Genomic DNA, 14,773 nt, shown 5'->3' on the forward strand with positions numbered 1-14,773 from the left:
CTAAATAACATTACCTTACATATATCATAGATTATCTTACCAATTGTATTTAACAGTAATTGGCTTTACGGTTAAGATACAACTGTGTGCTAAAACAAAAAACTGCCCTTGAGAGGCAGTTCCTGATATTGTATAATGGGTACGGATTACAAATCGAAACCTATGTTAACGCCTAATTTAGAGGCAATAAGCTTGGTAATCCTGTCTTTAAGCTCGGGTATGCGGATGCTTTCTATAACCTCGTTGCTAAAGGCATACATAAGCAGGGCCTTGGCTTCTTTTTTAGGAATACCACGGCTTTGCATATAAAACATAGCGCTTTCGTCTAACTGGCCAACAGTACAGCCGTGAGAACATTTAACATCATCGGCAAAAATTTCCAATTGGGGTTTTGCATTAATGGTGGCTTTTTCGCTAATAAGTATGTTGTTGTTTTGCTGAAAGGCATCGGTTTTTTGCGCCTCTTTCTCTACATATATCTTACCGTTAAACACACCGGTAGAGCTGCCGTCAAAAATACTCTTGTAGTTTTGGTGGCTCTCGCAGTTAGGCGTGGCATGGCGTACCAGCGTGTAGTGGTCTACGTGCTGCTTGTCGCCAATAATGGTAATACCTTTTAGGGTGCTGTCTATACGCTCGCCCTGGTGGTAAAAATTAAGGTTATTGCGGGTAATGTTACCCCCAAATGAAAACGTGTGCACAGAGGCGTTGCTATGGCCTTTTTGGGCTATATAGGTATTGTCTACCAAGTTGGCCGTTTGCACGTCGTTCTGTATCTTGTAATAATCGGTAATAGAGCGTTCCTGGGCAAAAATCTCGGTAACGCTGTTGGTAAGCACCGGGTTGCTGTTAAGGCTCTGGTGGCGCTCTATAATTTGCACCTGGGCGTTTTCGCCAACAATAATCAGGTTACGCGGCTGCACCATAAGGGCGGCCTCGTTGCCTGTAGACAGGTACATAATTTCGATAGGCTTATCGGCTACCTTATTTTTTGGTATGTTTATAAATGCACCTTCATTGGCAAATGCCGTGTTTAACGAGGTTAAGCTATCATCAAGATTGGCTATCTTGTTAAAATAGGTATCTATAATTTCTTTGTACTTGGGCTTGGTTAAGGCCGAAGACATAAGGCAAACATCAATACCATCGTGCGTGGTGCTGGATAAGAACGAACTGAAAATACCGTCTATAAACACCAGTTTGTAGGTGTCTATCTGGTGTAAAAAGAATTTTTTTACATCGGGGTAATTAATGGCGTTGTCCTGTTTTGGGAACACGCTAAAATCGTTTTTAAGCACCGCATTAAGCGATGTATATTTCCAGGCCTCATCCTTTTTGGTTGGGAAGCCTTTATTTTCGAAATTCTTAATAGCCTCTGTTCTAACGTTGTGTAAATCAGCATTTACATCTACACGCTCCTCAAAAGCCATAAAAGAAGATAATAGTTTTTCTTTTAAATCCATTTTTAATGTCTAAAGTCTTAAAGTCGAAAGTTTATAAAGTACTTTCCCAACTTTATTTATTAAGGTATTTTATAAAACCGCTAAGCAGTTTAGATATTTCTGTAATTTCTATGAGCAGGTCATCAAACACATCTTGTGTAATGTAGTTTAAGTCTAAAGCCAGATACAATTGTGAACGTACTTCGCCGGCAGATCCCTTAGCAATAAAAAGAAAGTGACTAAATTCTTTATCAGTATTTCTTTCAAACCCTTCGGCAATGTTAGAAGATATTGATACCGAGCAACGTCTTATCTGCCTTGCCAGATCAAAGTCTTTTTTAAACGATTCGCTTTCGGTTATCAGGTAAATTTTCTTATTCAGACTCCTTGCACGTTGCCATGAATTGATTTCTTCGAAAGAATTGAATTTACCCATTGCCTTTTGACTTTACGACCTGCGACTTTTGACTTCTTAGTTCTCGGACTTAATCCAATCGTAGCCTTTTTCTTCAAGTTCGTAAGCCAGTTCTTTACCGCCCGATTTTACAATTTTGCCATTGTAAAGTACATGTACAAAATCAGGTACAATATAGTCTAACAGCCTTTGGTAGTGGGTAATAACAATAACGGCGTTGTCTTCGCTGCGCAGTTTGTTAACACCGTTGGCTACAATACGCAGCGCATCAATGTCAAGGCCAGAGTCGGTCTCGTCAAGAATAGCCAGTTTAGGCTCCAGCATTGCCATCTGGAAGATCTCGTTACGTTTTTTCTCGCCACCTGAAAAACCTTCGTTAAGCGAACGCGATAAGAATTTACGGTCGATTTCTAATAATTCCGATTTCTCGCGGATCATTTTAAGCATTTCGTTGGCCGGCATTTCTTCGTGGCCCTGCGCTTTGCGGGTCTCGTTAATGGCGGTTTTCATAAAGTTGGTAACCGATACGCCCGGTATCTCTACAGGGTACTGGAATGAGAGGAAAACCCCTTTGTGTGCCCTTTCTTCCGGTGCAAAATCGCCAATATCTTCGCCCTCAAGCAAAATCTGGCCATCGGTAACGGTGTACTCTTCTTTACCGGCAATTACCGATGACAGCGTACTTTTACCCGACCCGTTAGGGCCCATTATAGCGTGTACTTCACCGGCTTTAACCTCAAGGTTAATACCTCTTAAAATCTCCTTATCTTCAACACTTGCGTGTAAATTCTTAATACTTAACATCAGTTTGTTTTTGATTTAAGAAGCAAAGCTTCTCGTATATTCTAATCTTTATATTATTTAATAATGGCCTTTTAAAGAAATAATGCTCAGGATCTCAATGGTGTTTGTATCTACTATTTCGTAAACCAGCCTGTGCTCCCTGTCAATCCTTCTGGACCATTTGCCGCTAAGTTCATGCCTTAACTGTTCTGGCTTACCAATACCAGAATATGGATCATCTTGAATAGCTTCAACCAAATGGCCTATTTTCTTTAAAATAATTTTATTTCCGGTTTTAGTCCAGTATTCAAAATCATGCTGTGCTTTTGCTGATAAAACTACTCTCATAGTTATATACCACACATTTTTTTGAATTCCTCCATAGAAATTTCTTTGCCCTTGCCGTTTTTAACACCCTCAGCAGCTTCAAGTATTTCTTTTACAAATTGCGGGTCGTAGGGTTTTTCTTCAGGTGTACTGATCTCAAAACCTAAAGCTTTGGCAAGCGATTTAATAACCTGCAAATCTTTTTTCTTTACGTTTTTTAATACTATATCCATAACCTTAAACTTTAAACAAATTCTTTATCCTACAGAACCCTCTAAAGAAATCTCAAGCAGCTTTTGCGCCTCAACGGCAAACTCCATTGGCAGTTTGTTTAGTACCTCTTTACTAAAGCCGTTTACAATAAGTGCAATAGCTTTTTCTGTAGGTATACCACGCTGGTTGCAATAAAACACCTGGTCTTCGCCAATTTTGCTGGTGGTGGCCTCGTGCTCTATTTTAGCTGTTGTATTTTTAGACTCTATGTACGGAAACGTATGTGCACCACAGTTGTTGCCCATTAGCAACGAGTCGCACTGCGAGAAGTTACGTGCATTTTCGGCACGGCTTCCAATCTGTACCAATCCGCGGTAGCTGTTTTGCGACTTACCGGCACTGATACCTTTAGAGATAATGGTACTCTTAGTGTTTTTGCCAAGGTGTATCATCTTTGTACCGGTATCGGCCTGCTGAAAGTTGTTGGTAACGGCAATAGAATAAAATTCGCCTACCGAGTTATCACCTTTCAGGATGCAGCTTGGATATTTCCAGGTAACGGCAGAGCCGGTTTCTACCTGTGTCCAGGATATTTTAGCGTTTTTTTCGCAAATTCCGCGCTTGGTAACAAAGTTATATACTCCGCCTTTGCCTTCTTTATTGCCGGGAAACCAGTTTTGCACGGTGCTGTACTTAATTTCGGCATCTTCCATGGCAATAAGCTCTACCACTGCGGCATGCAGCTGGTTCTCGTCGCGGCTTGGTGCGGTACAGCCCTCAAGGTAGCTAACATAACTGCCCTGGTCTGCCACTACAAGCGTGCGCTCAAACTGGCCGGTACCCGCCTGGTTAATACGGAAGTACGTAGACAGTTCCATTGGGCAGCGCACCCCTTTAGGGATGTAGCAAAACGAACCGTCTGAAAATACTGCAGCATTTAGCGCAGCATAAAAATTATCTTTTTGAGGTACAACCGACCCTAAATATTTTTTTACAAGCTCCGGGTGCTCTTTAATAGCCTCGGATATAGAGCAAAAGATAATGCCTTTTTCGGCCAGGGTTTTTTTGAATGTAGTGGCCACCGAAACAGAGTCCATTACAATATCTACCGCTACGCCGCTAAGCATTTTTTGCTCGTCTATAGAAATGCCCAGTTTTTTAAAGGTTTCCAGCAACTCCGGGTCAACTTCGTCCAGGCTCTCGTATTTTGCCTTTTTTAACGGGGCAGAATAATAGGATATGGCCTGAAAATCGGGCTTAACATAATGCACATTAGCCCATTCGGGCTCAGTCATCTGTATCCATGCGCGGTACGCCTCAAGGCGCCATTCGGTCATCCATTCGGGCTCTTCCTTCTTTTTAGAAAGTGCGCGCACAATATCCTCACTTAACCCATTAGGAAATGTATCCGACTCTATATCAGTATAAAAACCGTACTCGTACTCTTTGGTTTCGAGCTCAATTTTTAATTCCTCTTCTGTGTATTTACTCATTTTTTTTTATTTAAAGATTTAAAATTTAATAATTTAAAGATTCGTTCTCTAAACTCTCGATTTTAAATACTCTATAAATTTTGACAGGTTTTTAGATATTTCTATGCTTAACTCAATTGGTTTTATGGTATCCTGCTGGCTACATAAATTTAGCTGGTTAGACAAAATCAACATACTTCTTACTTCGGCACAACTGCCTTTAGAATGTCTTAAAAATCTAATAAACTGCTTGTTGTTGTTATATTCAGAACCTTCGGCAATATTGTTACTTATAGAAACAACCGCTCTCTTGATCTGATCTTTAAAGCCGTATTCCCTTTCGAAAGCGGGGTTATTCATCAATACAAAAATTTCTTTGGCAAGAAGTAATGATTTTTGGTAAACCTCAAACTCCGTAAAGGATTTTGTCATGCTCTTTAATCTTTCAATTTTTTAATCCTTCAATCTTGCAATTATAAGGAAAAGCTCTCCCCACAGCCGCAGGTTCTGCTGGCATTTGGGTTGTTAAAAACAAAGCCTTTACCGTTAAGGCCACCGCTAAATTCGAGCACGGTACCGGCAAGGTACAGTACGCTTTTTTTATCTACGGCTATTTTAACGCCATTGTCTTCAAATACTTTATCGTTGTCGCTTAGCGCATTGTCAAATTTTAGTTCGTATGACAAGCCTGAACATCCTCCACTCTTAACGCCTACCCTTATATAATCTGTAGTAGCGTTAAAGCCGTCATCTTCCATAAGCATGACAGCCCTTTTCTTTGCTGAATCAGAAACTTTTATCATAATCTATACCTTATAATTAGTGTAAATTTAGTGCAAAGATACCACATTTTTGCGTAATGCAATAATGCCCCTCTTTTTTGTATATATAGTGTTATAAGCAATAGTTATACCACGAGTTAGCGGTGTAATTGTTAATTTGCCTGCTAAATTTAGCTATATCAAAATATTATGCAAAGGTGTTGGGTTTGCCCGTGCAGTAAATAAATAACAAAAGCTCCCTAAATGGGAGCCTTGCTTTTAGATAGCTGGGTTTACTACCGCCGTTTAATTCTGGCGGTTTATATAAATCCACCCGGTTTTACTGCTGCCGCTTTCGGGTTCAATAACATAGTAGTAGGTACCGGTGGGCAGGTCGTTTTTGCCATCGGTCTGGCCATACCACTGGTTGGTATAGTTGTGCTGGCTGTACACCTGCATGCCGTAGCGGTTATAGATGCTTAGCTTTTGCACTTTAAGAAAGGTAAGGTCGAAATTATCGTTCCTATCATCCCCGTTGGGCGAAATGCCTTTCTGTATATCGCAGTTGCCGGTTGTAATGGCAATGGGCGCTACGGTAAAACAGCCTTCGGTATTCTGGGCACGCACGTAGGCAACCGTGCCGGTATACGTTTGCGGACTTGCAATGGCATTTGTAGCCAGATTGGCATCGGCGTGGGTAGGGTAGTAGGTAAATTGGAGTCCGCTTAAGCCAGCCACGGCATCGGTAAGGTTAAACGGCGTGCAGCCTGTAATTTGCAGGTTTTCTACAACCGGAAGGTCCAGCACATTTAGCGCAAACGTGCTAACCGAATAACAGTTGCCATTGCTAACCCTTGCGTAAATGGTTTGTGGGTTTGCCGTATTGGTAAAGCTTTGAGAATCGGCGATGGCATTGGTGGCAGCATCGGCATCCGCATGATTGGTGTAGTAAGCAACCGTTGCGTTGGGTAATCCTTGTAATAATGCGGCATCGTGTTGCGAAAGGTTAAAGGCTGCTAAGCCATCTGCATCATCATCGCAAACCTGTAGATTAGCTATCAGAACTGTTGCCGGTGCCACAAGGGTGCTAAGTGTAAATACCGCCACATTGTAGCAGCCGCTTGTGCCGTAGTTTACCTGTGCATAAATGCTTTGGGGGTTAGTGGTATTGGTAAAGCTTTGCGGCGTAGCGATAGCATTCGTTGCAGCATCGGCATCGGCCTGAGAAGCATAGTAAGCAACCGTTGCTGCGGGTTGCCCTTGTAGTAACAAAACATCCTGCTGCGTAAGGTTAAATACAGCAAAGCCATCCTGGGTGTTGGTGTCGCAGGTTTGTAAGTTGGGCAGTTGGGGCATGGCAGGGGCAACAAAAGTGCCTATGGTAAAAGTGGTTGTGCTGTAGCACGATGCGTTAGCATAGCCAATACGCGCATAAATGGTTTGCGGGTTGGCTGTGTTGGTAAAGTTTTGCGGAGTAGCTATGGCATTAGTGGCAGCATCGGCATCGGCTTGCGATGTATAGTACATAACCACCACTGTGGGCTGGCCTTGCAATAATGCTGCGTTTTGAACGGTAAGGTCGAAAACCGCATTGGCGGTAGTGCTGCACAATTGCAGGTTAGGCACTTGTGGAGCCTGTGGCACCGGTAACGCTATAAGCGTAAAGTTGATGAAACCGGTACAATTATCGGCACTATTGGTAATGGCTACATAAATGGTTTGCCCAGCCGACTGAAAGTTAGCAGTGTTGGCAATGGCATTGGTGCCGTTTTGGGCATCCTGACTGGTAGTGTAATATGCCACGATATAGTCGGCAGGGTTAAGGCCGTTTAAAATGGTGGTTGTTTGTGCCGAAAGGTTAAAACTTGCCAGGCCCGATGCATTGGCACAGGCCGTTAGGTTTTGCGGTACGGCAACGGCGGGGCCAAAGCCGGTTACCTGTATTTGCTTAGTGGCGGTTTGCAGGGCACCGTTGCTGGTTATTTGTACGGTAACGGTGTAGGTGCCGGGTGCGCTAAAAATGTGCTGCCCCGTGGCCGATGTATTATCGGCACCACTGTTTGGGTCGCCAAAATTCCAGGCGGTAAGGGTAACATCCGGAATGCGCAGCAGCGAGAAGGTTACGGCATTGCCGCAGGCTTCTTCGTACAGGATACCCGATTCAAAGTAGCTTTGGTTAAAAGTAGGCATGCCAATAGAGTCGGCATCTTCTACAACAAGCGCATTGGCCTGTAAATTGGCAGCAATCCCGGCGTTGTTAGGGTTGCTAATGGCAACCATAACATTTTGGTTCTTAGAGTTCATGGTGTACACCTTGCCGTCTGGGCCCAACTGCATGGCACACATATAGCGGCTAAAGTACTGGCCTATCATGGTGGCCGAGGCCGCTATGGCCGATGGTGTACCCGCCGTTAGGTCGTACTGGTACATTTTTTCTGTAGTAGTGCCCAGTGCGCCCGATGTAGGCATGTACTGGTTATCTAACACATACAGGTACTTGCTGTTAGGCGAAAACTCCAGGCCATACACGCTGTTGGCTACCGTTATCTCTACAGGATTAGATACTACGCCGGTAGTGTTATCAAAATCAAAGACTTCGAACATACCGTTAATGATAGAGAAACCCCACAGCTCTCCGGCCATTTGCGCCGCGGCCAGTTTGCTGCCATCGGGCGATGCCTTAAGCTGCCCCGCAGGCCCTTCCTGCACATACGCCCCTTCAAAAGGGGTATCGGTAGTGTACGAGTATCCGGCAGCGCTGGTAACCGGTGCTGCAATACCCTCGTCAGATATCAGGTAGGCAATAAACTGGTTGTTGTGCGCCCGATGCGATATTAGCCATATCTGCTCTTTGTCAGCATGGTATACTGCGGTAATTTTTTCAACACGGGCGTCATCGGCCAGCACCACATTCTTAACCGCGGTAACCGCACCAAGGCCATTATCTAAAGCCATATCAATTTCAGAATATACCAGGCCGTTGTGTATATCAATGTTAAACAGGTAGTAAACAGAGTCGGTTCCCGGTTTGGGTATAATAATACCCGACTGGGTAGAGCTCTGGCTGCCGGACAGTATGTTGCTACCGTTTTGCATAACCACGTTGTTTTTGTTCCACACCGTGCCGTTAGAGGCGTAAAAGAGCAGGTTGCCTTCGGCATCTGATATGTTGGCGGTGCCTTCCATAACAGTAGTCTGGCCACCGGTTAAAAATTGGGGCTGTCCGGTGTTAAAGCTAATCCCATTGCTAAAGCCAAAGTACCAGTTGTTGGCCTGCTGGCCGGTCCATAATCCATCGTCCCACTGGGCGTGCAGGGTGGGGCAAAAAAACAGTGCGGGTAGCAAGGCCGCAATGGTTTTAAGGTAATGTAGTTTTCTTTTCATAACAATTATTAGGGTTTTTTGTGCAATTTGTTCATTTTCAAAGTAATCACTAAAATTGATGGTTTGCCGCGGCAGATGAGCATAGCACCCCTGCCAATTAGAATTTGTAGCTTTTAACTTAGGATTTGAAATTATTGGTAATTTGGTAAGGTGTGGATTTGTGTAGGAGTGGATTTGTTGATACGGTAATTTGGTTATTCGATCAATAACCAAATCCACAAATTTTCAGATTACCTTTTTTATCGAATAACCGAATTAACAAATAACCAAATCCACTTTTAAAGCAATCTCAAAGTCCGAAAGTGAAATATTAAGCACTTTTTGGGAGGTAGATTTGTTAATTCGTGGATTTGGTTATTTGATTGAGTTCGGATAAAATGTAATGCGAAACTCAAAGTCCGAAAGTGAAATATCAGGCACTTTTGGAGCAGCCCAGATAACCGAATTAACAAATCCCCGAATCATCAAATTATCAAATTCACTTTTTTTAACTAATTTGCATCATCAAATAAAACACAGACCTAAAAATGAAATTATACCCTATAGAAAGTGGTAATTTTAAGCTGGATGGTGGTGCCATGTTTGGTGTTGTGCCCAAAACTATATGGAACAAAACCAATCCTGCCGATGCTAATAACCTGATAGACATGGCCGCACGCTGCCTGCTTATAGAAGATGGCAATCGCCTTACACTTGTAGATACCGGTATGGGCAATAAGCAAAACGACAAGTTTTTTGGGTATTACTCCCTTTGGGGCGATTATAGTATAGATAAGTCGTTGGCACAGTGGGGTTTTAGCCGAGACGATGTTACCGATGTGTTTTTAACCCACCTGCATTTTGACCACGTGGGTGGCGCCATACAGTGGAATAAAGACCGAACAGGCTATGAACCAGCCTTTAAGAACGCCCATTTCTGGACTAACGATAACCATTGGGACTGGGCCACCAAGCCCAACGCCCGCGAGAAGGCATCGTTCCTGTCAGAAAACATACTGCCCATGCAGCAAAGTGGTCAGCTTAAGTTTGTTAATCGACCCGAAGGTGCATTTTTAGAGCAGAGCGAACTGGGCTTTGGTATTTTGTTTGCAGATGGCCATACCGAGAAGCAAATGCTGCCGCACATTACCTACAAAGGCAAGACTATTGTGTATATGGCTGATTTACTGCCTACTGCAGGGCATATACCGCTGCCGTATGTTATGGGCTACGATACCCGCCCGCTGCTGACCATTAACGAAAAGGAAACTTTTTTAAACGAAGCGGCAAGCAAGGGGTACTACCTAATGCTTGGGCATGATGCACACAACGAGATAATTACAGTACAACACACCGATAAAGGAGTACGGCTTAAAGACGTTTTTACATGCAACGATATCCTAATTTAATGTTAAGTCTTGGGCTGATGTAACAATTTCGGAATAATTTAGCCCAGTTTTTCTAAAAGTAACACACTAATGAAGTTTAAATCAATTTACCTTTCGGCTGCAATAGCCTTGTTTTTAACAGGTTGCGGCGCCAGCAAAAAAATTACTGCCGAACCGCTTGCCATAACTACCAATATTCAGGTTAAGAAAGCCAAATTGGGCGAAGACCAGGAAAAACGCTGGAGCGACCTGGATTTGCTTACCGATACCATTCCCGGAATGAGCGTAGACCGCGTTTACGAGCTTTTAAAAGGCCGTAAAGCAAAAAAAATTATTGTTGGGGTAGTAGACTCTGGTGTAGATATAGAGCATCCTGATTTACAGGGTTCTATATGGACAAACCCTAAAGAAATTGCCGGCAACGGTATAGACGATGATAAAAACGGCTATATAGATGATATACATGGCTGGAACTTCCTTGGCGATATAGCACACGAAAATATGGAGTTTGTGCGCATCCTTAAAAAAGGGGATGATGGTTCTGAAACCTACAAAAAGGCTAAGGCTGAGTATGATACGCAAGTGAACGAAGCCAAAGCGGGCAAGCAGCAGATGGATTTTATCTTAAAAGCAGATAAATCGTTTGTAGAAAAAACGGGTAAAACCAACTATACTGCTGAGGACCTTCAGGCACTTAAACTTACTGATCCGACGCAGAATGCTATTAAACAACGTTTTATACAAATTTTATCTAACGTTAGCCGCGAAGATCTTGTTAAGCAATTGGCCGATGGCGTAGAGCATTACGACAGCGAGCTTAAATACCACCTTAACAAAGAGTACGATGCCCGTAAGATATTAGGCGATAATCCGGACGACCTTACTAACAAAAGCTACGGTAATAACAACGTTATTGGCCCTGATAAAGAGGGTGCTAAGCACGGTACACACGTTGCCGGTATTATTGCGCAGGGCAGGGGTAACAACCTTGGCGGCGATGGTGTTGCTACCGATGTTGTAGAGATTATGGGCGTTCGTGCCGTGCCGGATGGCGATGAGTACGATAAAGATGTGGCATTAGCATTGCGTTACGCTGTAGATAATGGCGCTAAGGTAATTAACGGTAGCTTTGGTAAATACTACGCTACACACAGCGATTGGGTGTATGATGCCATTAAATATGCTGCCGAAAAAGACGTGCTTATTGTATTTGCTGCCGGTAACGAGGGCTTAGACCTTGATGGCGAGAGCGGTGCACGTTTTCCTAACGACGATAAGAATACATTAACTGAATATACTGATAACATATTAACCATTGGTGCCCTTACGTATGAGTATGGCCCTGAGCTGGTTGCCGATTTTTCTAACTACGGTAAAACCAAAGTAGACGTGTTTTCGCCGGGTGTGCGCATTTATGCCACCACGCCTAACAATACATACTCTTTCTTACAGGGTACATCTATGGCATCGCCTAATGCGGCTGGTGTAGCAGCACTTATACGTGCTTACTACCCAACGCTTAAGGCAGCACAGGTAAAACAAATCATTATGGAGTCGGGCCTTCCGGTAACCTTTGATGTTATCCTTGGCGGAGATGCTAAAAACTCGAAACCGTTTACAGATATATCGCGTTCTGGCAAAATTGTAAATGCTTATAACGCTATCATTATGGCCGATCAGCTATCAAGAAAAAAATAGTTAGCTGCTATATAAATTTATAAACCCCAGGCTGTTAGGTCTGGGGTTTTTGTTTTACTGTAGAGACGTGTTGAATGGGTCTCCTAAACAGCTAACTTTTAACCTTTGTATTCGCCTGATAATTAATCGTCTATTTCCGAAAAATGTAATTCGTCTTTTATTTTATCAATCTTGATTTTTTTCCATTCAGGTGCAAATCCCTTGCCTCGGGACCTAAACAATTCTCTTATAAATGCATCTTTGGTTTCGTAATTTAGTAGTTCTTTAGGCCCTGTGTTATAATCATTTCTGTCGAGGTCAATGTAACTACTACGTTCTTCCTGAAGGCCGGGTGTAAAGTTATCAGAGGTTCTTATCTCATTTACAATCTTTGCCTTATCCTTTAATGTTATCTTTAAAGTAAAAAGATGATGGTATTCGCCAATACCGCTTGAAGACCAATTGCTAACAATCTCAAAATCATCATGTAATTCAATATTCTGTTCCTTTAAAAATTCGGCAGCTTCATTTTTTGTAAACAATTCATCTTCAAAATACCACCTAAAAAGTATCACTGTAAAAGATAATCCCACTACAGCGCCTAAAATCTTTCCTGTTTTTGGGTATCCTAATTTTGTTGGTATCCAATAGAATGTAAAGGGTATAGCAATTATAACAGCAACAATTATAAGCCCGGCAAGTATAAACATACCCATACTATTTGATTTGTAGTGCGAATGTATACAAACTTTAAAACTTTTGACTTTAAGACTTTCGACTTTTTGTTTAATTTTATCCCATGAGAACATTTTTAGCAATTGCAGTACTCTCTGCAACCGGACTTTTTGCTCAAAAAAACCCAAATGCGGGGTATTGGCAGCAGCATGTAGATTATAAAATGGAGGTATCTATGGATGTAAAAACCTATAAATACACCGGTACGCAACAATTAAAGTACGTTAATAATTCGCCCGACACGCTTAGGCGCGTTTATTACCACCTGTACAACAACGCTTTCCAGCCGGGCAGCGAAATGGATGCCCGCCTGCAGGCCATTGCCGACCCAGATAAGCGCATGGTTAAAAGCTTTAAAACTGCCGATAAAACGGTTAACGAAAGCCGTATAGCCCCCCTTAAACCTAACGAAATTGGTTACCTTAAAATAAACAACTTTAAGCAGGATGGCGTTGCCGCTAAAAACGAGGTAGCGGGTACTATTTTAGAGGTTCAGCTGGCACAGCCCATACTTCCGGGGCAGTCTACCACTTTTACGCTCGATTTTGAGGGCCAGGTGCCGTTGCAAATTCGCCGTAGCGGAAGAAATTCTGAAGAGGGTGTGGCACTGAGCATGACGCAGTGGTATCCTAAGCTGGCCGAATATGATTTTGAAGGCTGGCATGCCGACCCTTACATTGGCCGTGAGTTTCATGGCGTGTGGGGCGACTTTGATGTAAAAATCACTATCGATAAAAATTACACTATTGGTGGTAGCGGTTACCTTCAAAACAAAAACGAAATTGGAAAAGGCTATGAAGATGAGGGTGTTGAGGTTAAGATACCTAAAAAAGCAAAAACTCTTACCTGGCATTTTGTAGCGCCTATGGTGCACGATTTTGCATGGGGTGCTGATAATAATTACATTCACGATAAAATAGACGGCCCTAACAATGTAGAGCTGCACTTTTTTTACAAGAACAATCCGCAGTATGTAGAAGGCTGGAGAAAAATGCAGCCCAAAGTGGCCGAGCTATTGGAGTTTTACGATAAAAATGTGGGTCAGTACCCATACAAGCAATACAGCGTTGTACAGGGTGGCGATGGTGGTATGGAGTATGCTATGTGTACCCTTATTACGGGCAACCGCAGCTATGGCAGCCTTGTGGGTGTTACAGCGCATGAGTTTGCACACTCGTGGTTTCAGCATATTTTAGCGAGCAACGAGAGCAAGCACGAGTGGATGGACGAGGGCTTTACCAGCTATATATCAGACCTTGCCATGCTGGCCGTTATGCCAAATCCTAAAAAAGAACAGCAAACCAACCCGTTTGCCGATGCTTATGCCAACTACTATTATTTAGTTAAAAGCGGTAAAGAGCAGCCCCTTACTACGCACGCCGACCGTTTTGAGCTTAACGTGGCGTACGGAATTTCTGCTTACAGCAAAGGCGAAATGTTCCTGGCACAGTTGGGCTATTTAATTGGCGAAGACAACCTTGCCAAAACGCTTAAGCGCTATTATGCTGATTACAAGTTTACGCACCCAACCCCTAACGATATTAAGCGTACCGCCGAAAAAGTGAGTGGTGCCGAATTAGACTGGTATTTAACCGACTGGTGCCAGACTACCAATACTATAGATTACGGTATTAAAGAGGTTACCGAAGATGGCGGCAAGGCTAAGATTACGCTTCAGCGTATTGGCCGCATGCCAATGCCTATTGAGCTTATGGTGGTTTATGATGATAACACGCAGGAGAGTTTTTACATTCCATTGGAAATGATGCGATACACAAAATCCAATCCGTATCCTAACAGTAAAAGAACGGTTTTAAAAGACTGGGACTGGGGTCATCCTACTTATAGCTTTACTATAGATAAGGCAAAAACGGCTGTAAAGGTTATTGTAATAGATCCGTCTGAAATTATGGCCGATGTAAATAAGGATAACAATATGTATACGAAGTAGTTGCAGAGTTTGAAAGTTACAAAGTCGCGAAGTATCTGAGTATCTGAGTATCTGAGATCATCTAAATAACTACGTAAGTTACTAAAATAGCAAAAGCGGCACCGGTTGAGGGTGCCGCTTTTTTATTGGAAATAAATGGTTGAATACGCTTAAAAAAAACCTCTGACTGTTGCCGTCAGAGGTTTTAAAACAGGTAAAATAGATAAAAAGGCCTGTTTTGTCATCATTGCTATATGATAGACGCTA

13 protein-coding genes are annotated in these 14,773 nt (G+C 42.8%); 3 read left to right on the top strand and 10 right to left on the bottom strand.

Going from position 1 to position 14,773, the window contains the following annotated elements:
• Positions 1-146 precede the first annotated feature (146 nt).
• The 9 genes from sufD to G509_RS0118225 all read right to left on the bottom strand — a co-directional run bounded on the left by sufD (position 147) and on the right by G509_RS0118225 (position 8,797).
• Positions 147-1,463 (bottom strand): Fe-S cluster assembly protein SufD, encoded by a 1,317-nt coding sequence (sufD, locus tag G509_RS0118185; protein WP_026992845.1) that lies wholly within the window; start codon positions 1,461-1,463, stop codon positions 147-149.
• 52 nt (positions 1,464-1,515) lie between these two features.
• The gene (locus tag G509_RS0118190) at positions 1,516-1,878 is read right to left on the bottom strand and encodes a four helix bundle protein (RefSeq protein ID WP_026992846.1); all 363 of its coding nucleotides are present in this window, start codon (positions 1,876-1,878) and stop codon (positions 1,516-1,518) included.
• Positions 1,879-1,914: 36 nt separating this feature from the next.
• Positions 1,915-2,661, bottom strand: a complete 747-nt coding sequence (gene sufC, locus G509_RS0118195; RefSeq protein ID WP_026992847.1) for a Fe-S cluster assembly ATPase SufC — start codon at positions 2,659-2,661, stop codon at positions 1,915-1,917.
• Between the two features lie 57 nt (positions 2,662-2,718).
• A complete protein-coding gene (locus G509_RS0118200; RefSeq protein WP_026992848.1) occupies positions 2,719-2,988 on the bottom strand; it encodes a Txe/YoeB family addiction module toxin in 270 nt (89 codons plus the stop codon).
• A 2-nt stretch (positions 2,989-2,990) separates the two neighbouring features.
• Positions 2,991-3,200 carry a DUF2683 family protein gene (locus G509_RS0118205; protein ID WP_026992849.1) on the bottom strand — a complete coding sequence of 70 codons (210 nt, stop codon included), beginning with the start codon at positions 3,198-3,200 and terminating at the stop codon, positions 2,991-2,993.
• 24 nt (positions 3,201-3,224) lie between these two features.
• Positions 3,225-4,673: a Fe-S cluster assembly protein SufB gene (gene sufB / locus G509_RS0118210; RefSeq protein WP_026992850.1), complete on the bottom strand. Its 1,449-nt coding sequence runs from the start codon at positions 4,671-4,673 to the stop codon at positions 3,225-3,227.
• A gap of 48 nt (positions 4,674-4,721) precedes the next feature.
• On the bottom strand, positions 4,722-5,084 hold the full coding sequence (locus G509_RS0118215; RefSeq protein WP_026992851.1) for a four helix bundle protein: 363 nt from the start codon (positions 5,082-5,084) through the stop codon (positions 4,722-4,724).
• Between the two features lie 41 nt (positions 5,085-5,125).
• Positions 5,126-5,455, bottom strand: a complete 330-nt coding sequence (locus G509_RS0118220; RefSeq protein WP_026992852.1) for a HesB/IscA family protein — start codon at positions 5,453-5,455, stop codon at positions 5,126-5,128.
• 264 nt (positions 5,456-5,719) lie between these two features.
• Positions 5,720-8,797, bottom strand: coding sequence for a T9SS C-terminal target domain-containing protein (locus G509_RS0118225; protein ID WP_026992853.1), 3,078 nt, complete (start codon positions 8,795-8,797; stop codon positions 5,720-5,722).
• A 527-nt stretch (positions 8,798-9,324) separates the two neighbouring features.
• Between G509_RS0118225 and G509_RS0118230 the strand changes: the two genes are divergently transcribed.
• Both G509_RS0118230 and G509_RS0118235 read left to right on the top strand, forming a co-directional pair.
• Complete coding sequence (locus G509_RS0118230; RefSeq protein WP_026992854.1) at positions 9,325-10,185, top strand: MBL fold metallo-hydrolase; 861 nt, start codon at positions 9,325-9,327, stop codon at positions 10,183-10,185.
• 69 nt (positions 10,186-10,254) lie between these two features.
• Complete coding sequence (locus tag G509_RS0118235; RefSeq protein ID WP_026992855.1) at positions 10,255-11,862, top strand: S8 family peptidase; 1,608 nt, start codon at positions 10,255-10,257, stop codon at positions 11,860-11,862.
• 122 nt (positions 11,863-11,984) lie between these two features.
• Here the strand turns inward: G509_RS0118235 and G509_RS0118240 are convergent, their stop codons facing one another.
• Positions 11,985-12,551 carry a hypothetical protein gene (locus tag G509_RS0118240; protein ID WP_131450737.1) on the bottom strand — a complete coding sequence of 189 codons (567 nt, stop codon included), beginning with the start codon at positions 12,549-12,551 and terminating at the stop codon, positions 11,985-11,987.
• Positions 12,552-12,640: 89 nt separating this feature from the next.
• On the opposite strand from G509_RS0118240, the gene G509_RS0118245 reads away from it, so the two are divergent.
• Entirely contained in the window at positions 12,641-14,527 is a 1,887-nt protein-coding gene (locus G509_RS0118245; protein ID WP_026992857.1) for a M1 family metallopeptidase, read from the top strand.
• The last annotated feature ends 246 nt before the right edge of the window (positions 14,528-14,773 follow it).

Origin of the sequence: Flavobacterium subsaxonicum WB 4.1-42 = DSM 21790 (assembly GCF_000422725.1) — a bacterium.
Lineage (GTDB): Bacteria > Bacteroidota > Bacteroidia > Flavobacteriales > Flavobacteriaceae > Flavobacterium > Flavobacterium subsaxonicum.